Raw genomic sequence first — 26,947 nt, forward strand, 5'->3', positions numbered from 1 at the left:
CAAACGTGAAGTAGGAGTGACATTAATTGTTTGAATGGACAATAATAGGGGGCGGGATTCAAGGATGCACCCTGGCAAATTATTTATTGAAAGCAAAACGTACAACAACATCAAATCTTGCCATAGTAGATCCGAATCCAGAACCACTATCTACTTGGAAAAGGTGTACAAATACAATTGAAATGCCATATTTGCGATCGCCATCAATCCATCATCTTGATATTGACCCATTTTCACTTGAAAAGTTCGCAAAGTCAGAAAGTGGTAAGCAGTATGATCAGTTTTATGGCCCTTATGATAGACCAGCTATCACCCTCTTTAATAAGCATTGTGAATCACTTTTTCATGATATTCAATTACAGAAAAGTTGGATTCAAGGAAGAGTTGAACAATTAAGCAGAATAAGGCAACACTGGCAAATAAAATTATCAGATGGAACACAGTTTGAAAGTGAAAATGTTGTGTTAGCGATGGGATTAAGTGACCATCCTTATTGGCCTTTGTGGGCAAATGAATTACAAAACCAGGGAGCGGCTGTCAATCATATTTACGATGATCATACCAATACAAAGGTTAAAGAGACAGAAGAAATTTTAATTGTAGGTGGAGGGATAAGTGCCATACATACTGCACTAAAACTGAGTAAAATACATCCTGGGAGGATAAAACTGCTCACAAGACATCCACTCCGTATACAACCATTTGATTCTGATCCTGGCTGGCTCGGACCGAAATATATGAATTCATTTAAAAAGGTTACTAATCTTAACCAGAGAAGACAAATGATTAGTCAGGCTCGATACCGAGGGTCAATCCCAAAAGAATTAAACTTACAGGCTCTAAGAGAAGAACGGAAAGGACGACTGGATATTGTTATTGATGAGGTTTCCGGGGCGTCTTATGAGAGTGGTGAGATAAAAGTAGAGCTTAAAACGAAGTCAATGGTGGCAAATCGTATCCTGTTAGCAACCGGATTTCATGCTACTCCACCGGGATTCGATTGGTTAACCTCAACGATAGAGAGTGAAGGTTTACGTTGTGCAACATGTGGTTATCCGATTGTTTCTGAAAATTCCTTAGAATGGGGGCAGAACTTGTATGTCATAGGAGCACTTGCCGAACTAGTTATTGGACCCGTTTCACGAAATATATCGGGAGCTCGAAGAGGAGCTGAAAAGATTGTTCAATTGCACTCAACTTAGTAAAGTAAGAGGTATTGCGGTCTTTGTTAAGGAAAGTTCTTTCTCTAACATGAACTATTTATAATAAAAAGAGAAACCGTTCATTTGTATAATGAACATTCTCGACAATCTAACATTTAGGTACTTTTATTTGTGAAAGGGAGAGAATATTTATGGGGCGTTGGTATGAAGATCACTTTCAACAAGACTATTTAATGATTTATAAACATCGCAGTGAAGAAAATGCAAATTCAGAGTTAAGCAATCTAATGAATTTTATTCCATACCGGAAAAATCAGAAAGTGCTTGACCTTTGTTGTGGTGCTGGAAGGCATAGCCGCTGGTTTGCTGATAGAGGAATGAACGTTACAGGGGTAGATTTATCTAATACCCTAATAGAAGAAGCAAAGAGGCAGTCACATACATTAAACATAACATACATAAGATCTGATATGAGAGACGTAACATTTAAAAATGAATTTGATATTGTCGCTAATCTCTTTACGAGCTTTGGCTACTTTGATAAGGATAAAGATAATGAACGTGTTTTTACACGAGTACATTCTTCTTTAAAGGAAGGTGGATATTTTTTGTTTGATTATTTAAATCCAGCATTTTTAAGAAAAAATTTAGTTCCCTTTTCACAACAAACATTTGATCAAACATCCATCTACCAGTATAGAAAGATTGACAACGACACCGTTATTAAACGAATAGTCGTAAAAGATAACTATTCAAATCGTAATTATGAAGAACGAGTGAAACTGTATTCAGAGGATAAGATTAGAGAAATGCTAGAGAATAATAATTTAAAAGTCATGCATTTATTTGGTAACTATGATGCGAGAAAATATGATCATAGTTCACCTAGATTGATATATATTTGCAGAAAATAAATCGTAATGATATCTATTATCGTGTTGTTAAACTCTAAGTAAAAAAGGAGCTGAAGGAATGGCTACATGGAATTTAACGGACACACAACATCACATTCTTATATGTAATGGAAGTAGTTGCAATAGAGCAGGAGCAGAAGCATTAACTCAATCTATTAGAAATGAGATAAGTGCTAAAGGTTTAGATCCTATGATCCATACGTCAAGAACGCTTTGTAATGGACGCTGTCAAGATAAATGTGTTTTGATTACTTACCCCGATGGTCACTGGTATAAGGAAATGTCTAGTGAGGATGCTCCACGATTTGTTGAATCGCTAATGACAGGAAATAGGCTAGAAGACAAAGTAAGTCATTCATTTAATGGGAGATGCTTTGAACTAAGTGAAGGAACGATGAAAGGTGTTGAAAAAGACAGGGAAATAGTAAAGAAAGTTTCAAAAAAGTTATAATTCTTTTATAGAAATCTATAAACAGTAAGGCTGTTGAGATCAATTGATATCAACAGCCTTTTTTCAACATTCACATAAAAGATTTATACGATTTTTTTTAAGCTTCAACATATTGTGGAAGTGGATCGGGAATCTTAGTCCAATCTGAAGTCATCTCACTATCTGTTAATACACATTGATCAAGGGAACCTCTAACTTGTTCATGATTCATATCAATACCGATTAGGACTAATTCTGTCATTCGATCACCGAATTCTGGGTCCCATTTTGCTTGTAGCTCAGGCTCCTCAAGGAGTGCTTTCTGTCTTTCTTCTTCAGAATACGCTGCAACCCACTCTCCGGCACCTTGAATGGTAACGATAGACCCTGACTGTGAAATCAATCCAGCCATCTGATTTCTGGAAGCGACCCAAATGAACCCTTTCGCTCGTACAACATCAACAGGCCAATTTTCCAGCCAGTTCATTAGACGCTCTGGGTGAAATGGTTTTCTACTTCGATAAACAAATGAAGAGACACCGTATTCCTCCGTTTCTGGTTTGTGCTCTTCATTTAATTCCTTAATCCATCCAGCAGACTGACTCACTTTATCAAAGTCGAATTTGCCTGTATGTAAAATAGAAGACAATTCTACCTTAGAGAATGATGTAGGAATAATATTTGCGTCTGCATTTAATTTCCTCATGAAGTTCAGTAATTCATTTTTATCAACTTCTTGTAACATTTCAACTTTATTAAGAATAATCACATCGGCAAATTCAATCTGATCAACGAGAAGGTCTGAAATTTCACGCGTATCAGATTCATCTGTACCTTCTTTACGATCAAGTAATGATTCACCTGATGCATAATCATCCCAAAAACGATTCGCATCAACAACGGTCACCATTGTGTCTAGCTTACACTTTTTCGTTAAATCTACACCAATTTCTTCATCAATATACGTAAATGTTTGGGCGACTGGTACAGGCTCACTAATGCCCGACGATTCAATCACGATATAATCGATATCTCCTGCATCAACTATTCGCTCGACTTCTTGCATTAAGTCCTCACGAAGAGTACAGCAAATACAGCCATTTTGAAGCTCTACTAGTTTTTCCTCCGTTCTCGAAAATCCATTGTCTTTAACAAGCTTAGCATCAATGTTCACTTCACTCATATCATTTACGATAACAGCGACTTTCAACCCTTCACGATTCGTTAAGATGTGGTTTAATAAAGTGGTTTTACCGGAACCTAAATAACCACTTAGTACAGTAACAGGTACTTTTTTCATTAAATAAATCCTCCTTTTAAACTCTTACACATGCGATCATGTATAAATATTAATGTAAGTGAAAATTCCATTTACACGTGGTTTTAAATAGTAATTGTTACGATTTAAATTTTATCTTTCTTTTGTCACTTTGTAAATAGAAGGATTTATTTTATGAAATAAAAGGTTTTTTTTAGTACTTGTACAAAATATATACTTGCTAAATATACTGAAGAGTAGTTTAATAGACAGTGAATATAAACTACTCTTTTTATTTAGGTAGCAGGGAATACAGTTACAGTCTAATGTCCTGCTACTGTATATATCGAAATAATTTATAAAACCATTTAGAAAAATGATTTTAAAAAAATGCAATAACAAAGGTGCATAGCTCTAGTTATGCTTAAAAGGGAAGTACGGTGCAAATCCGTCACGGTCCCGCCACTGTAATGGGGAATTTCATTGTATAAAGTCACTGAGTATATCGGGAAGACGCAATGAAATGATGAACCTAAGTCAGGAGACCTGCCTTTGTTTGAAATTGCTTCAATACCTACGGGTCATAGGTAGAGAAGTGTAGAATAGATGCTACTTATGTTTGTATGCCATTTATTTTGCACCTCTATCTATAGATAGAGGTGCATTTTTATTTAAAAGAGGAAAAGCCGTATCCACGCTACTGTAAATGTAATAGAAAGCCAGAACTATAATTTAAGTTAAGAATCCAAACAAAGGTGCATAACCACTGGTTATGTTTAAAAGGGAAGCACGGTGTAAATCCGTCACGGTCCCGCCACTGTAATGGGGAATTTCATTGTATAAAGTCACTGAGTATATCGGGAAGACGCATTGAAATGATGAACCTAAGTCAGGAAACCTGCCTTTGTTTGAAATTGCTTCAATACCTACGGGTCATAGGTAGAGAAATGTAGAATAGATGCTACGTAAACTTGTATGCCATTTATCTGCACCTCTATCTATTGATAGAGGTGTATTTTTATTTTCAACTTTCATCAATAAATTCTGGAAGTAAATAAGGAGGAATAGATTATGACTACTTGGAATTTAACGGGTACAAAAAAACATGTTCTGATTTGTAATGGATCTAGCTGTATGAGGAAGGATGGGGAAGAAATTACTATAGCTATTCGAGAAGAAATAAAGAACCTTGAATTAGATCAGCAAATTCATACATCGCGGACAAGATGTAATGGTCGTTGTAAGGATGCGTGTGTTGTTATTGTTTACCCTGAGGGAAATTGGTACTCAGCTACTTCAACAGAAATCGGGCGTTCTATTATTAAAAGCCATCTAGATCCGTCAGTTGACTTACAAGAATTTTTAATTTATGACTTTGAAAATAGTGAAATGCTAGCTAAGAATACGACTGCTAGAATTAAGGGCGTTTCGAAAGTGGCAAAGACAAAGGTATAGGTTGTTCTTGTTTATTGAGCTAAGAGTGTGGATTCAAAAAGGTGATGCAATGGCTCCGCTCGCTGTGCGCATGCTATGGAGAAACTCACTCATAGCATGCTTAAGGTGAGAGATACTTCTCTCACCATATACAGCGACTACGCTCATTGCTTCGATGTTGTTCAAAAAGGTAAAAACCAACCCTTTTGAACAACATCTTATAAAAGGAGGTATGCATAATGCTTGGAAAATTACTTGTTATCGGCTTTGGACCTGGTAGTTTTGATCATATGACGAACAGGGCACAAACAGCAATCCAAGAAAGTGATTACATCATTGGCTATAAAACATACGTTGATTTGGTACAAGATTTATTAACGAATCAAGAAATTATTAGTACGGGTATGTCTGAAGAGGTGAGTCGTGCGCAGGCGGCCGTTCGTCTCGCTGAAGAAGGGAAAACAGTTGCTGTTATTTCAAGTGGTGATGCTGGTGTTTATGGGATGGCAGGACTGGTTTATGAGGTGTTAATGGAACAAGGCTGGACAGAAGCAACTGGGGTAAGTGTCGAGGTGATTCCAGGTGTATCTGCCAGTAACTCGTGCGCATCCTTACTAGGAGCACCGATTATGCACGATGCATGTACGATTAGTTTAAGTGACCACTTAACTCCATGGGATCTTATTGCAAAACGAATTGAAGCAGCCGCACAAGCTGACTTTGTTATTAGTTTATATAATCCAAAAAGTGGTCGGAGAACGAGACAGATTCAAGAGGCTCAAAGAATTCTACTTGAGTATCGTTCACCGAAAACACCAGTTGGTCTTGTGAAAAGTGCTTATCGTGAGCGCGAACATATTGTCATTACAGACCTTGAAAACATGCTGAACTATGATATTGGGATGTTAACGACGGTTGTTATCGGAAATTCATCTACCGTTCTCTATGATAATAAAATGATCACACCAAGGGGGTATCAACGGAAGTATACGTTACATACAACGGAACAGCGATTAAAGCCGCATGAACGATTACGACACGAAAATGAACCTTGGGCGTTGCACGAAGGAAAAAATGATATGGACCTCGCAAAGGATCAAACGGCTGCCACAGCAGTTGAAACGGTTGTTCCTAAGAAGACGTCTCTAGAACTTGCCCAAGAGGCGCTTAGTAAAGTAAAAGGTATGTCCAGTCAAATACAAGAAACGAAGACCGTAAATAACCCTGTTGTCTCTATTTTTGAACTGGCTGTTAGTACGGGTGTTGCTAACAAGCAATTCACTCCGAAACAAATGTTGGCTCTTGCTGAAGTTGTTGGTGACGAAGGAACGATGGAATATACGCCGCACCATCAAATTCATCTTCGAATTCCTACAGCTACTCCAGAGATCATTACGGAGAAATTAAAAAGCGCCGGGTTTATCCTTGAACCTCTTGGTGATGTTTTTCAATTAAAAGCGTGTGATTTCTGTGACGGTGAAAAAAAGGATTCAATTCCATATGCAGAAGAATTACATCAAAACTTAAGTGGTCTTGAACTACCAAAAGAGTTGAAGGTTGGATTCAATGGCTGTGGCATGGCTTGTTATGGAGCGGTTAATGACGATATCGGTATTATATTTCGGAAAGGAAAGTTTGATTTGTTTTTAGGGGCAAAAACGGTTGGTCGAACAGCTCATGCTGGTCAGCCAGTGGCAGAGGGCATTGAGCCAGATCAAATTGTTGAACTCATTGAAAAAATTATATATGAGTACAAAGAGAAAGGTCATCCGAACGAACGATTCTTTAAGTACTTTAAACGAGTAGGAAGTATTCAGGACTATACATACAAGGATATGACACCGAAGATTGAAATTGAACCAGCTCCGTGTGGGGACTAAATGAAGATAGGGGAGAATTATATGAAAGCTGTTTTACTAGTTGGTCATGGAAGTAGAGATCCTGAAGGAAATGAGCAAGTAAGGCAAATGATCAAAGGATTAGAGCCGAAATTAGACTCTATCCTTCTTATTGAAACCTGTTTTCTGGAATTTGAGAAACCAACGATAGAACAAGGTATTCAAGCATGTGTGGAAAAGGGAGCAGTGAGCGTCCATGTTATTCCACTAATGTTATTAGCAGCTGGTCACTCCAAAATTCATATCCCAGCAGCTATTGATGAAGCAAGAGAGAAATATCCTTTAGTTCGGTTTTCTTATGGGAGGCCGTTTGGAATCCATGAGGAAACGATCGAAATTTGCAAAAGTCGTTTAGAAGAAGTTGGTGAGAATACAAACGAAAAAGACCCCGATACAGCTGTTCTTTTGCTGGGTCGTGGCGGTAGTGACCCTGATGCAAATAGTGACCTTTATAAAATCACTCGTTTATTATGGGAAAAGCTAAATTATAAGTTAGTGGAACCAGCTTTTATGGGGGTGACTGATCCACTCATTAAAGAGGGAGTAGAGCGCTGTATCAAACTAGGTGCGAAGAAAATTGTCATTCTACCGTACTTCTTATTTACTGGTATTTTAATTAAGCGCCTAGAAACAATGATTGAAGATTTTGAACGAGAGAACCCGGAAATTGAATTCAAGCTAGCAGGTTACTTTGGATTCCACACTAGGTTACAAACAATTATTCAAGACCGAATTGAGGAAACATTACAAGGTGACGTGAAAATGAATTGTGACATATGTCAGTATCGTATTGAAGCAATGGAACATATTGATCATCACCACCATGAGGTTCAAAAACTATGATTCTATTTTTAGCAGGAACAAGTGATGCCAGAGCGTTGGCTATTACGATTAAAGAAGCTGGGCATAAGCTGCTAACTACTGTTGTTACAGAAAATGCTGCGATTGAATTACGTAAGGCGGAACTCGATGTTTATGTAGGGCGCCTCACAAGTGAAGACTTTGTCCGAGTCATTAAAGAACAGGGTTTTCAGGCGGTGGTTGATGCGAGTCACCCATTTGCAGAAGAAGCTAGTAAAAATGCTCTTTTAGGAGCGAGAGCAGCGAACGTTCCATACATTCGATACGAACGAGAATCGCAATCCTACGAAGATAAAGGAATAACGATGGTCGAGAGCTACGCCCAGGCTGCTGAAAAAGCATTTGAAAAAAAAGGCGTGATCATGCTAACGACCGGAAGTAAAACACTTCAAACCTTTACTGAGAAACTATTAGATCAGCCTGACATTCGTGTCATTGCTCGTATGCTTCCAAGAAAAGATAATATGGAAAAATGTGAGCAGTTAGGCTTTCCGCAAAAAGACATCATAGCAATACAAGGTCCTTTTACAAAAGAGTTTAATCAGGCCCTTTACAAACAATACGGTGTAACCACGATGATCACAAAGGAAAGCGGAAAAGCCGGGTCCGTTGATGAAAAATTAGAAGCGGCAACCGAACTCGGTATTGAAACGATCATGATTAAGAGACCTAAGATTGATTATGGAAATGTCTATTCTGATTTTTCAGATGTACTTACACATTTAAATGGAGTTCTAAAAAAATTAAATCTATGAAATGGAGGACGTTATGATGGATTTTCGTACTGAATTTAAGCCATTAACCGTACAACCTCAAGAAATTGAGGGGAAGAGTTTTAACATGATTGATGAAGAGTTTGGTGAGCATGCATTTACAAAACATCAATATAAAGTTGTACAACGTGTTGTTCATGCTTCTGCTGATTTTGAATTAGGTCATAGTATGCTTTTTCATGAAGAAGCAATTCAAGCAGGGATAAATGCTATTTTAAGAGGCGAACAAGTATATGCTGACGTACAAATGATCCTTAGCGGTGTAAGTAAAGGGAGAATTGAAAAACATGGTGGAAGCGTGAATGTTTATATCTCTGACCCTGATGTAATGGAAGAGGCTAAACGTTTAAATACGACTCGTGCTATTATTTCAGTGAGAAAAGCGATCCAACATTTTGACGGTGGGGTTTTTGCAATTGGGAATGCACCGACGGCTTTACTTGAGTTAATTCGCTTGATTAAAGAAGGATATGCAAAACCAAGTTTAGTCATTGGACTTCCGGTTGGATTTGTATCGGCTCCTGAATCAAAGGAAGAATTAGCAAAGTTAGATGTACCGTTTATTACAAATGTTGGTAGAAAAGGCGGTAGTACGATTACAGTTGCGGCATTAAACGCAATTTCACTCTTAGCTGAAAAGGCATAAAAGATGGACATGAAAGCAAAAAAGAAAGACAAAAAAGAGATGCGCTCAGGCTTTACAACGGGCGCATGTGCAACGGCCACAACCAAAGCAGCAATTGTAGCTCTTATTACAAGTGAAGAGCAGGCGGATGCAACGATCTATTTACCGGTTGGGAAATTTGCCACTTTTGAAATGGATAGTTGTATCGTTGAGCCTCATTTTGCTGAAGCTGCAACGATAAAAGATGCTGGTGATGACCCAGATGCCACTCATGGTGCTCTAATTAAAGCAATGGTGAGTTGGTCTAAGGAACCGGGTATAACTCTTGATGGTGGTGTTGGGGTTGGGCGTGTAACAAAGGAAGGTCTCCCTGTACCTGTTGGAGAAGCGGCAATCAACCCAGTGCCACGAAAAATGATTTGTGAAACGGCCGAAGAAGTACTTAGAGCATACGGTATTCAAAGGGGAATTAACATCATTATTTCTGTTCCTGAGGGAGAAAAAATGGCAGAGAAAACTCTTAATAAGCGTCTTGGAATTATTGGTGGAATCTCGATCCTTGGGACAAGAGGAACAGTTATTCCATTTTCTAGTTCTGCATATATGGCTAGTATTGTTCAAGCCATTAGTGTGGCGCGAGCAAGTAATTGTGAACACGTCGTAATTTCAACTGGTGGACGAAGCGAAAAATACGGAATCCAACAATACCCCCAACTTCCGGAAGAGGCATTTATTGAGATGGGCGATTTTGTTGGATTTACTTTAAAGCAATGTAAGAAACAAGGTGTGAAAACAGTATCTTTAGTTGGAATGATGGGGAAATTTTCGAAAGTGGCACAAGGAGTGATGATGGTTCATTCCAAAAGTGCTCCAGTTGATTTTAACTTCTTAGCGGATGTAGCGCGTCATGCCGGTGTAACCAATGAAGAGTTACTTGAGAAGGTTGTTGGTGCCAACACAGCATCACAAGTAGGAGATCTAATGCTTGAGCATGGATACAAGGAATTCTTTACCATCCTTTGTGACTATTGCTGTACATCTGGATTAAAAGAAGTTGCCGGTGGAATCTCGATTGAAACAAGTCTGTACTCGATGAAGGGTGCGTTTCTTGGAAAGGCAGGTATAGATGGCAGAGAAGATTAAAATTATTGGAATAGGCGATGAGGGAAAAAAAAGTCTTCTTCCAATTTATGAAAAATGGATTGATGAAAGTGAGATATTAGTAGGGGGCGAAAGGCAATTATCTTTCTTCTCAGATTATTCAGGTGTGAAAAGGATCATAAAAGGGAGCTTATCAGAGCTAGTTACCTATTTAAGTCAAGAAAAGAAAAAGATCGTTGTCTTAGCATCTGGTGACCCTTTGTTTTACGGAATCGGAAGTTACTTAGCTAAGAAATTAGATGTAGAAATCTATCCTTATTTAAGTTCAATTCAACTTGCTTTTGCTAGAATGAATGAACGCTGGCAGGATGCTTATGTGACGAGTGTTCATGGCAGGAGCATAAAAGGGCTCGCTCAAAGAATAAATGGACGTGATAAAGTAGCTCTCTTAACGGATGACGAGAATAATCCTTCTGAAATTGGTCGTTATTTACGTTTATTTGGAATGAATGAGTACCGAGCATTTGTTGCAGAAAATCTCGGGGGTGAAAATGAACGTTGCGGTTTTTATGAACTCAAGGAGATGGAGACAAAGGAGTTTTCTCGACTAAACGTTGTGATTCTTCAAAAGATAGAAAAAGTAAAAAAATGGAACATGGGAATTGACGATGAAGAATTTCATCAAAGAAAACCAGAAAAAGGCTTATTGACGAAAAAAGAAATTAGAACGTTAAGTTTAATGGCTTTAAACCTCCGTGAAAACAGTACGGTTTGGGATATTGGAACATGCACAGGATCTGTTGCCATTGAGGCCTGTCTGATTGCAAAAGAAGGACAAGTGTTTGCGATCGAAAAAAATGAGCAGGATTTAGAAAATTGCCGCCTGAATCAGGTGAAATTTCGAACAGATTTCACAGCGGTCCAAGGCAAGGCGCCAGACCAGTTAGAAACGTTCCCAGATCCTGATGCGATCTTTATTGGGGGAACAGCGGGGAGTATGGATGATATTTTATCAACCTGTTGTTCTCGACTAAAAAAGGGAGGAAGAATCGTATTAAATGCCGTCACCATTGAAAATTTAATGCAAGCAGTTGAAGGGTTTAAAAACAATGGGTTTGAAACGACCATTACCCTTGCTCAAATTTCAAGAAGTAAACCAATCTTAAATCTAACACGGTTTGATGCGTTAAATCCTATCTATATTATTACAGCACACCATAAGAAAGGGGAATAATAATGATCGGAACACTATACGGCTTAGGAGTAGGCCCTGGGGACCCAGAATTACTTACGATCAAAGCTTTTCGAAAATTGAAAGAAGCAGATGTTATCGCCTACCCGAAAAAGAGAAAAGGAAGCAAAAGCTACGCTCATCGGATTATTGATGTGTACATAACACCTGGCGAAAAAGAAATGTTAGGACTTGTTTTTCCGATGACAAAAGATCCTACTATTTTAGAACGTGAATGGTCAAATACCGTTGATCAAGTTTGGGAGCATCTTAACGTGGGGAAGGATGTTGCCTTTGTTACAGAAGGTGATCCACTTCTATACAGTACGTTCATTCATATGATGAATCTCGTAAAAGAGCGTCATCCAGAAGTGGAAATCAAGACGGTACCTGGAATTTCATCGATTAATGGTGCGGCTTCAAGACTCGGTATTGCCCTTGCAGAAGGCGATGACCACGTTGCGATTGTTCCAGCTCGAGATGACTATGAAACGATGAAAAAAGCGATTATAGAAAATGACTGTGTCATCTTTATTAAAGTAGCAAAAGTAATGGATCTAATGCTTGACGTTTTACGTGACCTAGATTTATTAGACAAGGCTTCTGTTGTAACGAAGGTGACGTCTGATGAGGAGGTTGTTTGGGATATTCGAGAGTTAGAGAGAGCAGAGCTAGAATACTTAACGTTAATGGTGGTGAGAAAATAATGAAAATAACAATCATAGGGGCCGGTCCTGGAGATCCAGATTTAATTACGGTAAAAGGCTTGAAGTTGCTGCAAGAAGCAGATGTTGTTTTATATGCGGATTCACTTGTCAGCGCAGAGCTCATTGAGCAAGCAAAACCTGAAGCGGAAATTATTAAGACTGCTGGTATGCATCTTGAAGAAATGGTTCAAGTAATGGTTGAGCGCGTTCAAGAAGGAAAGAAAGTTGTTCGTGTTCATACAGGTGATCCAGCTGTTTATGGAGCCATTATGGAACAAATAGCGATTCTTAATAAGAAGGATGTGAGTGTGGAAATTATACCAGGCGTTAGCTCTGTCTTTGCTTCTGCAGCTGCGCTAGGTGCTGAGTTGACGATTCCTGAACTGACTCAAACGGTGATTTTAACTCGTGCGGAAGGACGTACACCTGTTCCAGAAGCAGAGAAGCTAAGAGATTTAGCAAAACACAATTGCACGGTAGCTTTATTTTTAAGTGCGACCTTAACAAAGAAAATCGTAAAAGAGTTCTTGGCTGCAGGTTGGAGCAAAGATACACCAGTTGGGGTTGTATATAAGGCAACATGGCCAGACCAAAAAGTAGTTCGTTCAACACTTGAGAGTTTGGATGAAGATATGCGTGTGAATGGAATTCGAAAACAAGCTATGATTCTAGCGGGCTGGGCACTAGATAAAAATATTCATGATAAAGATTTTAAATCAAAGCTTTATGACAAAGAATTTACGCACGGATTTCGAAAAGGAGTGAAACAATGACACTTGTTTTAGAAGAAGGAAAGCAAGTAGCACTAGAGCAAAAAAGCACTTATGCAGTTGTAGCGATTACAAAGCATGGAGTTGAGCTTGCCCGAGGTTTACATACGAAATTCCCACAGGCAGATTTATTTTATATGAGTAAATTTGAAAGGGGAGATGAAAGGAGACGCCATATCTCGTTATTTGAGGGCAATGTGCGACTTCTTTTGCCATCGCTTTTTCAAGCTTATAAAGGCATCATCATGATTGTATCATTAGGTGCGGTTGTCCGCATGATTGCCCCTCTTTTAAAAGACAAAAAGACTGATCCTGCTGTTGTTGTCATTGATGATAAAGGAGAACACGTAATTAGCGTGTTATCTGGACATCTAGGTGGAGCAAATGAATTAACAAAGGAAGTTGCAGAGTTACTCGGTGCAACACCAGTCATTACGACAGCATCGGATGTTCAAAAAACGATCCCTGTTGACTTATTTGGTAGTAGGTTTGGTTGGGTTTGGGAATCGGGAGAAAAGCTAACTCCGGTCAGTGCATCAGTCGTAAATGAAGAACAAGTTGCTGTAATTCAGGAATCTGGGGAAAAAGAATGGTGGAATTACGATCGACCTCTTCCGGAAACGATCAAAGTTTATGAAACGATTGAAGAAGCATTAGAAGCTAAACCGAATGCAGCTTTAGTTGTGACTCATAGAAAATTGGATAATAACGAAAAAGAAATATTATCTAATGGCGTACTTTATCGTCCAAAGGTAATCGTGATTGGTTTAGGTTGCAATAGAGGAACATCGAAGGAAGAAATTGATCAGGTTATTCAAGAAACGCTAGATGCATTGCAATTTTCAATTAAAAGCGTGAAAGCCATTTGCTCGATTGATCTTAAAAAAGATGAGGAAGGGATACTTGCTGTATCACAAAAGTACAACTGGGGATTTACTTGTTATTCAGCAGAAGAATTAAATCGTGTGCAAATTGATGCTCCGTCTGAAACCGTATTTAAATTTACTGGCGCCTATGGTGTGAGTGAACCCGCTGCTCGTTTGTATAGTGGTGCAGATTCATTGTCTCTTATTAAGAAAAAATCAGGTAATGTAACGATATCCGTTGCCGTTATTCCTTATTAAAAAGTTGGAGTGCAGTTACAAAAAAGACTGAAATGGTTTGAGACAAAGAAAGTAAATTGTTTAAAGATAGGGGAGAGATTATAAGTGAACGCATTTGAAATACTACAGTCTAGAAGAGCTATTCGTAATTATGCGAATCGAGAGGTAGAACGAGAAAAGATTGAGAGATTACTAGAAGCTGCTACTTTGGCTCCAAATGACCGCATGCGAGAGCCTTGGAGCTTTTTTGTTATCCAAGGTGAAGCGAAAAAAAGATATGAGCAAGTAGCCTATGACTATTTACAGGAGCGCTTTCCGACTAAACCTCATTTAATAGAGAGTTCAATTAAAGTTGTGAGTCAAACACCGGTTATGATTGTTGTGACCTCTGACTCCCTTCCAGAAGAGGCTGATTCAAAAGACAATGAATATGCGGTATGCTGTGCGATTCATTCAATGTGGCTAGTGGCACAAGAATTAAATTTAGGGTTTGTGTGGAGAACAAGAGGAGTTGGTCTCGTTCATGATGGACGTTTGCATGATTTTATTGGTTCACCTAAAGATAAGAAAATTATTGGTATGGTCTTTTTAGGATATCCAGATCAGAAAGAGTTAGAAGAAGAAAAGTCTAAAAAACGTACACCTTTTGAAGAAAAAACAGTATGGCTGTAACGAAACAATGATCAGATATGGTGTTATTAACTTAATGGAGGATATAGGAATGAAAGGTAGTAAAAAACATATTGCATTAGCTATAGCATCTTTTTTCTTACTTACTTTAGTATTGACTGGATGTGCAACATCAAATGTACCTACGGATATAGCATCTGGTAAAACGATGAAAGTGGCTTTCCCGTGGAGTCCGGCAAGTCTTGATCCACATGGCAGCAACAGTTGGGAAGTAATGCGCTCAGGTACAGGAGAAACATTGGTTAGACTAAACGACCAATTGGAGCCAATACGTTGGCTAGCAAAAGAGTGGAAGCAAGAAGATGAAACGTCATGGGTATTTAAGCTTGAGGAACAAGTGAATTTTCATAATGGGAATGCAATGGACGCTAATAGTGTTAAAGAGTCATTGTTAAGATCTTTAGAGAAAAATCAAAAGGCAAATGATTTATTACAAATAGAAGAAATCGAAGTGTTGACAGCAAATGAATTAAAAATCGTCACTAAAAAACCTAATTCAGCTTTGATTGCTCATTTGGCTGACCCTTCTACAATCATTGTTGATGTAACGACGATTGAAGATAAGAATACCTATCCTGCTTCTACAGGGGCATTTAAAATTAAACAATTTAACAAAGATGAGTCACTTCTTGTAGAGAGGAATGAAGACTACTGGGGAGAGCAAGCGTTGTTATCAGAAGTGAAAATCAACTATATAGCTGATGGAAATACGCGATTACTAGCGTTACAATCCGGGGAAGTAGACGCTGCAACAGATATTCCAATTGATAATATCTCCATATTAGAAAAGGATGAAAAAATTGAGGTATTAACAGCTCCATCATTGCGAACGCATATGCTACTTTTTAATATGAATTCTCCTTTATTTGAGGTAGTGAATCATCGAAAAGTTATTGACAGAGTTATTCCGCGTGGAGAGATAGTCAGTAAAGTCATGATGGGACATGGTACAGTAGCAAACAGCCCATTTTCAGATATTCTTCCTTTTGGTAAAGTGGAACGAAATGAAGAAAAACAATCGATCGAACAATTGATGACACAAGGCGGTTGGCAGAAAAATAGTATTGGTATTTGGGAAAAGCAAGGAAAACCGTTCGAAGTTACGATGTTATCTTTTCCGCAACGACCAGAACTGTCTGTAATGGCTGAAATTATTCAAGGTAGATTAGTAAATGAAGGAATTAAAGTTAACATTCGTCAAGTTGAAAACATTGATGATGCTTTAGAAAAGGAAGATTGGGACTTATCTATGTATAGTATGTTAACGGCACATACTGGCGATCCACAATATTTTCTAAATGTTTTCTATCGTTCTGATAGCCAAGCAAATGTTAGTCACTATGTTTCAAATTCTTTGGATAGTACTGTCAATCAATTAAACGAGACCACAGAGATAACAAGTCGAAACCAATTGGCTGTACAAGCACAAGAAACAATCAATGCAGATCTTCCACAATCATTTATCGTTCATCCGAAGACGGTTTTCGGTGTGAGGAAAGAAGTACAAGGCTTTATTCCTGACCCTATTGAGTATTACTATATTCATTCACAAATTGATGTGCATGAATAATGAGTGCAAGCTGATATGATTCGCTTTTGTTGTGAACGGATTTTCCAATTGATAGTAGTTATGTTTTGTGTCTCAACTTTTACTTTTATTCTTTTAAGGTTGTCCCCAGGAGACCCAGCCTCTATTTTACTTTCAATGAATGATGTACCTGCATCTGAAGAAGCCTTAACAAACTTACGAATAGAACTGGGGTTAACGGAATCATTATGGAGTCAATATGTGCAGTGGTTAATTGATGTTTTTACTGGGCAGTGGGGGACCTCATATGTTTCTAAAGAACCTGTAATTGATGAATTGTTGAGAAGGTTACCTGCTACGTTAGAATTGGCAACTGCCGGTTTACTCGTTATGGTATCGATCACATTTATTATGGGTATTGGCACTGCGATTTTTTCTAATGGATATTTGGATCGACTTGGCCAATTTATGGCTCTCTTAGGTTCATCCATTCCATCCTTCTGGCTAGCCTTTATATTGATTTATATCTTTTCTGTACAATATGGGTGGCTTCCTCCTATGGGTCGGAGTAACTGGAAGAACCTTGTCTTACCAGCTGTTACACTCGGCGTAGGAATGGGCACCGTCTATGCCCGTGTGTTGCGTGCAAATATGATTGAATTAATGAATCAAAACTTTGTAAAAGCAGCAAAGGCAAGAGGATTATCAAAAAGTCGTATTCTTGTATTTCAAGTTTTAAAACATGCTTTCTTACCGATTGTAACGATGCTAGGGACGAGCTTTGCATTTATGTTAGGTGGAAGCATCATTATTGAGTCTATCTTTGCCTGGCCAGGATTAGGAAAATATATAATAGATGCTATCTCACTTCGAGATTATCCAGTCATTCAAGGATATGTAATTTTTGCTTCGTTCTTATTTGTTTCAATCCATATTCTTGTCGATATCATTTATGTACTCTTAGATCCACGTTTAAGAGTTAGTTAGGAGGAGAGCCATTTATGAAAGAGGCTCTGCAAACAAATATACGATTCCTTTTTGGGGGCGGATTCCTTATAAGCATTATCTTAATCGGTCTTTTAGCACCGTGGCTAACTCCATTCGACCCTTTGGCTATTAATCTTTCAAATAGACTATCACCACCGAGTTGGAATTATCTTTTAGGAACAGATCATTTAGGACGTTGTCTGTTAACACGGATTATGTACGGAATTAGAATAACCGTAACAGCATCGTTTTTAATTATGATTTTTACTGTGATAATCAGTCTACCTATTGGACTTTTAACCGGATACTTGCGTGGCCGGATGGACCATACTTTTATGAGGGTGATTGATGGAACTCTTGCTCTCCCAGACATTGTACTAACGATCGCTATTGTTGGTATAGTAGGGCCGGGTTTTTTTAATATGATTGTAGCGATTATTATGGTTCGCTGGGCTACCTATGTTCGTCTCATTCGTAGTCTTGTTTTAAAAATAGGTAAGGAAGATTATCTATTATCAGCCCGTATGTCTGGGAATTCACATATACACATTATGAAACGTTATATCCTTCCTCAAATTATTACACCTGTCATTGTTTTTGGAGCTTTGGATATGGGGAGAATTGTTCTTTTAATTGCGGGGCTCTCTTTTTTAGGATTGGGTACTCAGCCTCCAATACCAGAATGGGGTGTTATGTTACATGATGCTACGTCGTATTTTCAAATTGCTCCACATGTTATGATCTTTCCTGGTCTCGCCATTATGTTCTTCGTTTTATCTTGTCAACTAATCAGTGATCGGTATAGAAAGCAGGAAGGCTCTACTCCAAGAGGTGTAATATGAGTACAAACATAAAACCTTTATTAAACATTGAACAATTAGAAATATCTTATTATGAAGCTACTAAGTTAAGACCGGTTATTCATGATGTATCGTTTCAATTATATTCAGCTGAAACGGTTGCGCTCACAGGTCCAAGTGGTTGCGGGAAAAGTGTAACTTCACAAGCGATTGTTGGATTATTGGAAACGGGATTTGAAATAACAAGTGGCCATATTCTCTACAAAGAAGAAAATATTCTCTATTATGAAGATTCAGACTGGCAAAAGCTTCGTCGAGAAGAAATAGCCTTATTAATCCAAGATTCATTAAACGGTTTAAATCCAATCCGTACCGTGAAAAAACAAATGATAGAAACAATAAAACAAAAGAAAAAGTGGTTGAAAAAAGATATAGAATTATATTTACATTCCCTTTTAAGCCAAGTTGGATTTACAGATCCGAAACATATTTTATCCTCTTATCCCTTTGAATTAAGTGGCGGGATGCGTCAAAGGGTATTGTTAGCGATGATGTTAAGCTTACGTCCAAAGATCTTAATTGCTGATGAACCAACAACAGCTCTTGATGTTATTAATAGAGACAAAGTTTTATCCTTACTTAAGAAGTTACAACATGATTTTGAGCTAACGATTTTACTTATTTCTCATGATCAAAGCATAAATAGATTTGCAGATCGTGTTGTACAAATGCGTCAAGGAACAATTGTTATATGAGTCTACTTGAGTTATGCTATGTATCAAAAGAATATCCTTTGAGAGCAAGTAGAAAGACGTGGTATAGAACCAATCCAAGCTTTAAAGCGGTTAAACAAGTTAATTTGACTTTAAATAAGGGCGAATGCGTGGCGGTTGTTGGAGAAAGTGGTAGTGGAAAAAGTACATTAGCTAAATTAATTATGAAATTGGAAACATTATCAGCAGGAAAGATTCTTCTAGACGGTCAAGCTATACATGGGAAAAAGATGACAGATTTAGCTATTTATAAACGTATCCAACTAGTATTACAAGACTCATCTACTTCCTTACATCCAAAAATGCGTGTAGAAGAAATCTTGAAAGAACCCATTACTAATTTTTTTCCTGAACAAAAAGTAGAGTGGGAAAAAATGTTTTTCAAATTGTTAAAGCTAGTAGGTCTTGATCATTCATACTTATCAAGGTACCCGCATCAATTAAGTGGAGGGCAGAAACAGCGCGTATGTATCGCTAAGGCATTAGCAGTACAACCGGATCTTATTATTTTTGATGAATCGATTGCTAGTTTAGATAGGGACTCTCAAGAATCCATTGTAAATATGTTAAAACATATCCAAAAAAAAGAACAGGTATCGTATTTATTTATTACTCATGATCTTCAATCTGCTCAAACATTGTGTGATCGAGTAGCTGTTATGTATCAAGGCGAAATTGTAGAAACATTTAGAAATTGGGACTTACGACAGCTAAAACATCCTTATACACGTTCATTGGTCCACACTCTTGGTGAAAAGTGATTTTGAAGAAAAGGCAGTATGACTTTAACGAATTAGACGAGTTGGAGGAATCAAATGTTTACCGAAGAAGAAAAGAAAGCATTTTATAAGGTCATTTATAAAAGAAGAGATATTCGAACATTTCAACCAACGCCTATTCCTGAAGAATTGATATATAACCTACTTCATGCTGCTCACCATGCACCATCAGTAGGATTTATGCAACCATGGAATTTTATAATGGTTACGTCACAAGAAGTGAAAGAACGTCTTGCCTGGGCGGCTGACAAAGAAAGAAGAGCTCTTGCTATTCATTATGAAGAACAAGAAAAGAAACAATCTCATTTTCTGAGTTTGAAAATTGAAGGAATAAAAGAATCTCCTCTAACTATTTGTGTGACATGTGACCCGACACGAGGTGGATCCCATGTCTTAGGACGCAACTCAATTCCTGAAACGGATCAACTATCAACTGCTTGTGCGATTCAAAATATGTGGTTAGCAGCTTGTGTTGAAGGGTTAGCGATGGGCTGGGTTAGCTTTTATAAAAAACAAGACGTACGCGACATACTAGAAATTCCACCGCACATTGACCCTGTTGCATTGCTAACGATTGGTTACACAGATGAATATCCAGATAAGCCAATTCTTGAAACCTCTAAATGGGAAGAAAGAAAACAGTTAGAGCCCCTCATTTTCAAAAATAAATGGTCATAAGTTATAAGTGGCTTCGGATAAAAGAATTAATCAATTTACAAGGGACGGAAACTCTATTATAATAGCGTTTAGAACAAAAAAATGAATAGTAAACAAATAGGTTTCTTAAATGATAATAAATATTTAAGACTAAGAGGGAAGTTGGTGTAAGTCCAACACGGTCCCGCCACTGTAAGCGTTGAGGAAGGTTAGCAAATATCCACTGTGTATTCTGCATGGGAAGGGATAACCAACCGTTGATTCGTAAGTCAGGAGACCTGCCTATTATGTTTTTAATCTTCCTCGAGGAAAGGAATGTTTAAAGTGCATAGTAATCTTTTATGAAGGTTGCAAGTTTATAGTCAGTCTCGAGTAGACTAAGTATACATAAAATGCCTTTTTACACTACGCTTTCCTCTGGAATAGCGTTTTTTTGTGCTTGAAAATAGAAGGGGGAAAAACAGTGATTAACGAGATTTTCAAAAAGTGGGGGCTTTTCAGTATTGTTCTTCTGTTAAGTATGGCTATTATTGTAGGCTGTGGTACACAAGATCAAGAACAAGGCATTCAAGATGAAGTGAACTTAGAGGAAGAGGAAATAATTTCTGATGACAATGTAGAGTTGGACGAGGATAAAGGAGAACAGTTTCCTGTAACGATCACAGACGATGCTGGTCGAGAAGTTACAATTGAGTCAGAGCCTGAATCGATCGTCTCTATTCAAGCTAGTAACACAGAAATTGCCTTTGTACTTGGATTGGGCGATAAAATAATCGGTGTTTCGGATTATTGTAACTATCCAGCTGAGGCATTAGAGGTTGAAAAAGTTGGCGCGCAAGATATGAACGCAGAGTTGATTCTAACCCTGCTTCCAGATGTGGCTCTTGTATCGGATTATCATTTCAATTCTCATCCAGAAATATTAGAACAGTTTGAAGAAGCAGGTATAAACGTGCTTGTCGTTGGAAGTGCAACTTCATTTACTGATGTTTATGGCAATATTGAAATGATTGCTGCTGCAACAGGAAGTAAGGATAAAGCAGAAGAAATCATTTCTGATATGCAACAGCGCCATGAAGCAATCAAAGAAAAAGCAGATTCAATTACTGACAAAAAGAAAGTCTGGGTCGAAGTTTCACCGGCACCAGATATTTTTACGACAGGTCAAAATACATTTATGCATGAAATGCTTGAGTCCATTCACGCTATTAACGCTGCCGAAGATCATGACGGTTGGGTGAAATTGACGGAAGAAGAAATCGTTCAATTAAATCCTGATGTAATCATAACTACTTATGGATATTATGTAGAAAATCCAAGTGAAACAGTATTGACACGTGATGGGTGGGTTGAGGTACCAGCTGTAAAAAATGAACAAGTGTTTGATGTTGATAACGATACAGTTACTAGACCTGGTCCTCGTTTAATCGAAGGAGTGGAGACACTTGCGGAACTCATCTATCCGGAAATATTTAAGTAATAAAATTGTTTGGTTGTATATGCTAAGCGGAGGGTTTGTACTTGGTACAACCCTCCTTGGTTTATTAGTAAGCAGTGTGACCATTCCAGTCCCTGCCATTTTACATATCGTATTAGAAAATACTTTTAATATTGGATGGCTCGATGATATTCCGAGAAATGAAGAAATGATCATTTGGAATATCCGTCTCCCAAGAGTTCTACTTGCTCTTTGTGTAGGAGCATCACTAGCATTAGCAGGCGCAGCATTCCAAGGGCTCCTGCGTAACCCATTAGCTGATCCCTATACGATTGGGGTATCATCAGGTGCTGCTCTAGGTGCAGTATTCGTGCTGTTTTTTCAAGTTACTATCGTTGGTTTAGGAAGTTTCACTCTTCCAATCGTTGCGATTATTAGTGGCTTTATTACGTTACTTGTTGTGTTTGGGTTAGTCAGGTTAAGCAGTAGAAGTCTAGCTGTTGAAACAATTATATTAGCAGGTATTATTATTAGTGCTTTTATCGGTGCCATTACCTCTTTGGTCATTTCATTAGGGGATCGAGATGCGATGACACAGATTCTTTATTGGTTATACGGAAGTGTTGGAATGAGGGGATGGAGCCACGTTCACCTGATCATCCCATTTATGCTTGTCGGATCATTCATTGTACTTATCCATTATCGAGAATTAAATGCACTTGCGCTAGGCGAGGACGCAGCAGATCATATTGGTGTAGATGTAAAGAAAGGAAAAACATATATTTTAATTGGTGCATCTTTATTAACAGGAGCAGCAGTTGCTGTATCTGGTTCAATTGGGTTTGTCGGTCTTGTGATTCCACATTTAGTTCGTCTTATAACAGGCCCAAATCATCGACACGTCCTTCCTTTATCAATGTTAATAGGCGGAGCTTTTCTCATTTTAGCTGATTTAGTTGCAAGAACGATTATAGCTCCTAAAGAACTACCAATTGGTATCATTACGGCTTTAATAGGTGCACCAGTATTTGCACTATTATTGATTAGAGAAAGAATTGGGAGGGGGGGAGAAAGATGATGAAAGTTGAAAATTTAGTAGGTGGATATACAAATACCCCCATTATTAAAGATCTTAATTTAGAAATTAAAAAAGGAGAGTTTTTTGCACTTCTTGGGCCAAATGGGAGTGGAAAAACAACCCTATTTAAACTCATTACAGGTCAGTTACCTATTCAAAAAGGGGATATTCTACTATCTGGAAAAGCAATTAAGTCTCTTTCGAAGCTTGAAAAAGCAAAAAAAGTAGCTGTCTTGTCACAAGAAGTTCAAGTGTCATTTGATTATACCGTTGAAGAAATTATTAGTCTTGGACGTTACCCTCATCAAAAAGGGATTCTAAAACAGCTATCAAAAGCTGATTGGAAAGTCATTGAAGAGGTCATGGAATTAACAAAAATAAGCCAATTTCAAAAGACTCAATTCCGAATGCTTAGCGGTGGTGAAAAACAACGGGTCTTATTAGCTAAAGCATTGGCACAAGAACCTGAAATCTTACTTTTAGACGAACCTACAAATCATCTAGATATAAAACATACATTCCAACTGTTGGATGTACTAAAAGAACGGCAACAAACAATGGATTTAACGATTTTTTCGATATTGCATGATCTGAATGTTGCTTCGTTATATGCAGATCGCATTGCTTTACTTCATAAAGGAACATTTTTAGAAGTTGGAGATGTAGACACGTTAAGGAAAGAAGATCAATTAAAAAAAGTTTATGAAGTCGAGGTCAAAGCTCAATCCCATCCAACTGTTCCGAAACCACAGCTCCTAATGACACCAAATTACACAACTTCGAGTAGTCTGTTGAATTTTAGTGATGCTTATAAAATAGAACAAAATGATGAATATATTCATGTTCAATTTGATAGGCCGCTTCGAACCATCTCCAATGGCGTAATAGGAGAGGGCATACAGTGGTTAAAGCATTTTTGTAATTTTCATGTCGATAAGAATTATGATTGTTCCGACCCTACACAAGATATAAAGATGTGGATGGATAAATATCACATTCCTCATGAACAAGCAGTCGGGATGATGACGGCTGTAAAACTAGTGGATAAGGTTATTGTAACGAAAGAGATAGAAGGAATTAACATGTTGGTCATTGTGACAGCTGGGGTTGGAAATGCCGTTGATATATCAGCAGGGTCTTTAGTAGGGGCAACGAGTCAAATAGGGACTATAAATACGATGGTTTTTATAGATACGCATTTTACAGATGGAGCCATCGTAAATGGATATATGTCTGCAACAGAAGCAAAAGTAAAGGCTTTACAAGATCTTAACATAAAAGATCCTGCGTCTAATACGATCGCGACAGGTACATCAACCGATTCCTTACTTCTTGCCCTCACGCAGCAAGGCAAAAAGACACCTTATGCCGGATCAGGAACAGTTGTAGGAAAAGGAATTGGACAAATAGTCTATCAGGCGACACAGGAAGCGATAAAAAAATATTTAAAAAGAGTTAAGTAGTAATTGTTTCGAACAGTAATATTATTAGAAAGGTGGAGTTGATTTGACAGAACGACGAATCGTAATTGCGGGTACAGGTAGCGGTGTCGGCAAAACAACAGTGACAATTGGCTTGATGTCAGCATTAAAAAAGCGCGGATTGACAGTCCAAGGGTTTAAATGTGGACCTGATTATATTGATCCGTCCTATCATACAGCTGTAACGAACCGAGCTTCTCGTAATCTAGATAGTTGGATGCTCACAAAAGATACAGTGTTAGATATATTCGCGAATGGTAGCAAAGAAGCAGACATTTCAGTTATGGAAGGAGTTATGGGCTTTTTTGATGGGAAAAACCCAGAAACGAATGAAGGTAGTACGGCTGAGATTAGTATGATAACGACAAGCCCTGTTGTACTAGTAGTTAATTGCGCGAGTATGGCCAGGAGTGCAGCAGCGATTGTAAAAGGGTTTCAATTGTTTGCTGACGGTCCAAACATTGTAGGGGTCATTGCAAACAAAGTGGGAAGTGAAGGTCACTTTCATCTAGTGAAGAAAGCAATTGAACAAGAATGTCACGTTCCTGTTATCGGCTATTTGAAACGAGAACTAGACATTGAAATTCCTGAGCGGCACCTAGGACTTATTCCTTCTATTGAAAGAGGAGAACTTGATTCTTTTTTTGAAAAATTAGGAGAGCTCGTTTCTGAAACAGTTGATATGGACAAACTTCTTGAATTATCTGTAGCGGAGCCATTAACGATAAAAGAAAATTCTTCACTTTTTGGAAGAAAGAAAGAAACGTTAGTAAGGATTGCCGTAGCGAAAGACGCGGCGTTTAATTTCTATTATCCGGAGAATATAGAAATCTTGGAGTCTTATGGGGCTGAAATTGTTTATTTTTCTCCATTGGCGAACGAAGGTTTACCGGAAAATGTAGATGGGCTTTATCTTGGTGGAGGTTTTCCTGAGGAATTTGCAGATGAACTTGCTTGTAGTGCTAAAGCAAAGCATTCAATAAAAGAGAACATTGAAAATGGATTGCCTACACTCGCAGAATGTGGTGGGTTTATGTATTTGACTGAGTCAATTGAAACGACGGAAAAGATGAAGTATCCAATGGTAGGAATAATCCCGGGCAAAGTCCAAATGCAATCAAAATTAGCGGCACTCGGCTACAGAGAGATTAGTGGACAAAATAAAAATTTTTTACTTGAAAATCAGATAGCTAGAGGGCATGAATTTCATTATTCATCCTTTCATCCTACCGAAGAAGATATTCCTTATGCTTACGAAACAAAAGGCATGCGTGGCACAAAAAAGGAAGGCTATGTAACACACAATTTAGTAGCAGGCTACACTCATTTTCATTTTGCGTCTTGTCTAGCTATGGTTGAGAATTGGATTGAAAAATGTATAGAAAGTAAACCTAGTAGGGGAAAAACGGTATGAATCAACAAGTATATTCTATCCCAAAGTTAAACAAAGAAATGGGTAAACAAGTCAATGAATATATCAACACATTAACAAAGCCAATTGGAAGTCTAGGAAGGTTAGAAGAATTGGTTATTAATCTCGCAGAAATGAAAAATGAGGCCTTTCCAAGTGTGAACGTACCCGGAGTCCTCGTTTTTGCTGGAGATCATGGGATAACGGCTGAAGGTGTCTCGGCATATCCGCAAGCGGTGACCGAGCAAATGGTTTTAAACTTTTTAAACGGGGGCGCAGCTATTAATGTCTTTAGTAGACAGATCGGGGCATTGCTCGAAATTATCGACATTGGGGTCGCAACAGATATTGAGCATACTAGTCTTGTAAATAAAAAGATTCGCTACGGTACAGCCAATTTTTATCAAGAAGATGCCATGACGCGTGCAGAAGCAGAAGAAGCAATCGAAGCAGGTTATTCTCAAGGTGTAGAGATGATAAAAAGAGGAGTTAATTGTCTCATTCTTGGTGAGATGGGTATTGGAAATACGACGGCAAGCAGTGCGATACTAGCTGTACTTAGTAATAAAGAGGTTCATTCATTAGTTGGGCATGGAACCGGGATTTCATCCGAACAATTACTACATAAGGTAGAAGTTATTAACCAGGCAATTCTACACCGGAAGCCCAATACACATGACCCTATAGATATTTTGGCTAAAGTAGGCGGGTTTGAGATTGCGGGGATGACAGGAGCAATGCTTGCTGCAGCGGAAAATAGAATCCCGATATTTGTTGATGGATTTATTAGTACAACGGCAGCATTACTTGCAAAATCAATCGCGGTTAATGTTGTTGATTATATGATCATGACACACCAGTCCGTTGAACCAGGGCATGAAATAGCAATTTCATTATTAGGGAAGAAACCTATTTTGGATTTGGGTTTCAGGTTAGGAGAAGGAACTGGTGCAGCCATTGCATACCCTATTATTCAATCAGCTACATTAATGTTAAAAGAAATGGCAACGTTTAGCTCAGCGGGAATTTCGAATAAAAACTAATTTGAATTTTACAA

At 38.1% G+C, this 26,947-nt stretch carries 26 protein-coding genes and 3 riboswitches; of the genes, 25 read left to right on the forward strand and 1 reads right to left on the reverse strand.

The annotated features are described in order from the left end of the window. Positions 1 to 26: 26 nt before the first annotated feature. From SAZ04_RS02390 to SAZ04_RS02400, 3 genes are all read left to right on the forward strand, one after another. The gene (locus SAZ04_RS02390) at positions 27 to 1,202 is read left to right on the forward strand and encodes an FAD/NAD(P)-binding protein (protein WP_332690450.1); all 1,176 of its coding nucleotides are present in this window, start codon (positions 27 to 29) and stop codon (positions 1,200 to 1,202) included. A gap of 152 nt (positions 1,203 to 1,354) precedes the next feature. Next, positions 1,355 to 2,077: a class I SAM-dependent methyltransferase gene (locus SAZ04_RS02395; RefSeq protein ID WP_332690453.1), complete on the forward strand. Its 723-nt coding sequence runs from the start codon at positions 1,355 to 1,357 to the stop codon at positions 2,075 to 2,077. Between the two features lie 58 nt (positions 2,078 to 2,135). Further along, a complete protein-coding gene (locus tag SAZ04_RS02400; RefSeq protein WP_332690456.1) occupies positions 2,136 to 2,528 on the forward strand; it encodes a (2Fe-2S) ferredoxin domain-containing protein in 393 nt (130 codons plus the stop codon). A 97-nt stretch (positions 2,529 to 2,625) separates the two neighbouring features. On the opposite strand, the gene SAZ04_RS02405 is transcribed toward SAZ04_RS02400, so the two are convergent. After that, entirely contained in the window at positions 2,626 to 3,807 is a 1,182-nt protein-coding gene (locus SAZ04_RS02405; RefSeq protein ID WP_332690459.1) for a GTP-binding protein, read from the reverse strand. A gap of 343 nt (positions 3,808 to 4,150) precedes the next feature. Next, positions 4,151 to 4,333: riboswitch (cobalamin riboswitch) on the forward strand. Positions 4,334 to 4,501: 168 nt separating this feature from the next. Further along, a riboswitch (cobalamin riboswitch) is annotated at positions 4,502 to 4,685 on the forward strand. Positions 4,686 to 4,836: 151 nt separating this feature from the next. Here SAZ04_RS02405 and SAZ04_RS02410 point away from each other — a divergent pair. The 22 genes from SAZ04_RS02410 (at position 4,837) to cobT (ending at position 26,933) form a co-directional block, all read left to right on the forward strand. After that, a complete protein-coding gene (locus SAZ04_RS02410; protein WP_332690462.1) occupies positions 4,837 to 5,220 on the forward strand; it encodes a (2Fe-2S) ferredoxin domain-containing protein in 384 nt (127 codons plus the stop codon). A gap of 218 nt (positions 5,221 to 5,438) precedes the next feature. After that, a complete protein-coding gene (cobJ, locus tag SAZ04_RS02415; protein ID WP_332690465.1) occupies positions 5,439 to 7,079 on the forward strand; it encodes a precorrin-3B C(17)-methyltransferase in 1,641 nt (546 codons plus the stop codon). Positions 7,080 to 7,100: 21 nt separating this feature from the next. Further along, positions 7,101 to 7,940, forward strand: coding sequence for a sirohydrochlorin chelatase (locus SAZ04_RS02420; protein ID WP_332690468.1), 840 nt, complete (start codon positions 7,101 to 7,103; stop codon positions 7,938 to 7,940). Beyond that, positions 7,937 to 8,713, forward strand: coding sequence for a precorrin-6A reductase (gene cobK / locus SAZ04_RS02425; RefSeq protein WP_332690471.1), 777 nt, complete (start codon positions 7,937 to 7,939; stop codon positions 8,711 to 8,713). The genes SAZ04_RS02420 and cobK overlap by 4 nt, the downstream gene beginning before the upstream one ends. A gap of 16 nt (positions 8,714 to 8,729) precedes the next feature. After that, entirely contained in the window at positions 8,730 to 9,377 is a 648-nt protein-coding gene (locus tag SAZ04_RS02430) for a precorrin-8X methylmutase (RefSeq protein WP_332690656.1), read from the forward strand. A 9-nt stretch (positions 9,378 to 9,386) separates the two neighbouring features. Further along, positions 9,387 to 10,499 carry a cobalt-precorrin-5B (C(1))-methyltransferase gene (locus tag SAZ04_RS02435; protein ID WP_332690659.1) on the forward strand — a complete coding sequence of 371 codons (1,113 nt, stop codon included), beginning with the start codon at positions 9,387 to 9,389 and terminating at the stop codon, positions 10,497 to 10,499. After that, positions 10,483 to 11,691, forward strand: coding sequence for a precorrin-6y C5,15-methyltransferase (decarboxylating) subunit CbiE (gene cbiE, locus SAZ04_RS02440; protein ID WP_332690474.1), 1,209 nt, complete (start codon positions 10,483 to 10,485; stop codon positions 11,689 to 11,691). The genes SAZ04_RS02435 and cbiE overlap by 17 nt, the downstream gene beginning before the upstream one ends. 2 nt (positions 11,692 to 11,693) lie before the next feature. Further along, positions 11,694 to 12,395, forward strand: a complete 702-nt coding sequence (gene cobI / locus SAZ04_RS02445) for a precorrin-2 C(20)-methyltransferase (RefSeq protein ID WP_332690477.1) — start codon at positions 11,694 to 11,696, stop codon at positions 12,393 to 12,395. Continuing rightward, a complete protein-coding gene (gene cobM, locus SAZ04_RS02450) occupies positions 12,395 to 13,168 on the forward strand; it encodes a precorrin-4 C(11)-methyltransferase (protein WP_332690480.1) in 774 nt (257 codons plus the stop codon). Before cobI ends, cobM begins: the two co-directional genes overlap by 1 nt. Continuing rightward, the gene (locus tag SAZ04_RS02455; RefSeq protein WP_332690483.1) at positions 13,165 to 14,289 is read left to right on the forward strand and encodes a cobalt-precorrin 5A hydrolase; all 1,125 of its coding nucleotides are present in this window, start codon (positions 13,165 to 13,167) and stop codon (positions 14,287 to 14,289) included. Before cobM ends, SAZ04_RS02455 begins: the two co-directional genes overlap by 4 nt. A gap of 84 nt (positions 14,290 to 14,373) precedes the next feature. Beyond that, on the forward strand, positions 14,374 to 14,940 hold the full coding sequence (locus tag SAZ04_RS02460) for a nitroreductase family protein (RefSeq protein WP_332690486.1): 567 nt from the start codon (positions 14,374 to 14,376) through the stop codon (positions 14,938 to 14,940). Between the two features lie 49 nt (positions 14,941 to 14,989). Continuing rightward, positions 14,990 to 16,528, forward strand: coding sequence for an ABC transporter substrate-binding protein (locus SAZ04_RS02465; RefSeq protein WP_332690489.1), 1,539 nt, complete (start codon positions 14,990 to 14,992; stop codon positions 16,526 to 16,528). A gap of 15 nt (positions 16,529 to 16,543) precedes the next feature. Further along, positions 16,544 to 17,473, forward strand: coding sequence for a nickel ABC transporter permease (nikB, locus tag SAZ04_RS02470; RefSeq protein WP_332690662.1), 930 nt, complete (start codon positions 16,544 to 16,546; stop codon positions 17,471 to 17,473). A 14-nt stretch (positions 17,474 to 17,487) separates the two neighbouring features. Continuing rightward, positions 17,488 to 18,315: a nickel transporter permease gene (gene nikC / locus SAZ04_RS02475; RefSeq protein WP_332690492.1), complete on the forward strand. Its 828-nt coding sequence runs from the start codon at positions 17,488 to 17,490 to the stop codon at positions 18,313 to 18,315. After that, the gene (locus tag SAZ04_RS02480; protein WP_332690495.1) at positions 18,312 to 19,028 is read left to right on the forward strand and encodes an ABC transporter ATP-binding protein; all 717 of its coding nucleotides are present in this window, start codon (positions 18,312 to 18,314) and stop codon (positions 19,026 to 19,028) included. The genes nikC and SAZ04_RS02480 overlap by 4 nt, the downstream gene beginning before the upstream one ends. After that, entirely contained in the window at positions 19,025 to 19,807 is a 783-nt protein-coding gene (locus SAZ04_RS02485) for an ABC transporter ATP-binding protein (RefSeq protein ID WP_332690498.1), read from the forward strand. Before SAZ04_RS02480 ends, SAZ04_RS02485 begins: the two co-directional genes overlap by 4 nt. Positions 19,808 to 19,861: 54 nt before the next feature. Next, complete coding sequence (gene bluB / locus SAZ04_RS02490) at positions 19,862 to 20,503, forward strand: 5,6-dimethylbenzimidazole synthase (protein ID WP_332690501.1); 642 nt, start codon at positions 19,862 to 19,864, stop codon at positions 20,501 to 20,503. A gap of 81 nt (positions 20,504 to 20,584) precedes the next feature. Continuing rightward, positions 20,585 to 20,782, forward strand: a riboswitch (cobalamin riboswitch). Positions 20,783 to 20,948: 166 nt separating this feature from the next. Beyond that, on the forward strand, positions 20,949 to 21,962 hold the full coding sequence (locus SAZ04_RS02495) for an ABC transporter substrate-binding protein (protein ID WP_488803316.1): 1,014 nt from the start codon (positions 20,949 to 20,951) through the stop codon (positions 21,960 to 21,962). Continuing rightward, positions 21,928 to 22,998, forward strand: coding sequence for a FecCD family ABC transporter permease (locus tag SAZ04_RS02500; RefSeq protein WP_332690507.1), 1,071 nt, complete (start codon positions 21,928 to 21,930; stop codon positions 22,996 to 22,998). Before SAZ04_RS02495 ends, SAZ04_RS02500 begins: the two co-directional genes overlap by 35 nt. Continuing rightward, entirely contained in the window at positions 22,995 to 24,461 is a 1,467-nt protein-coding gene (locus SAZ04_RS02505) for an adenosylcobinamide amidohydrolase (protein ID WP_332690510.1), read from the forward strand. The genes SAZ04_RS02500 and SAZ04_RS02505 overlap by 4 nt, the downstream gene beginning before the upstream one ends. Before the next feature lie 43 nt (positions 24,462 to 24,504). Beyond that, positions 24,505 to 25,893, forward strand: coding sequence for a cobyrinic acid a,c-diamide synthase CobB (locus SAZ04_RS02510; protein ID WP_332690513.1), 1,389 nt, complete (start codon positions 24,505 to 24,507; stop codon positions 25,891 to 25,893). Then, positions 25,890 to 26,933 (forward strand): nicotinate-nucleotide--dimethylbenzimidazole phosphoribosyltransferase, encoded by a 1,044-nt coding sequence (gene cobT / locus SAZ04_RS02515; RefSeq protein ID WP_332690518.1) that lies wholly within the window; start codon positions 25,890 to 25,892, stop codon positions 26,931 to 26,933. The genes SAZ04_RS02510 and cobT overlap by 4 nt, the downstream gene beginning before the upstream one ends. Positions 26,934 to 26,947: the final 14 nt, after the last annotated feature.

Origin of the sequence: Halalkalibacter lacteus (genome assembly GCF_036663595.1) — a bacterium.
GTDB classification, from domain to species: domain Bacteria; phylum Bacillota; class Bacilli; order Bacillales; family Bacillaceae_D; genus Halalkalibacter; species Halalkalibacter lacteus.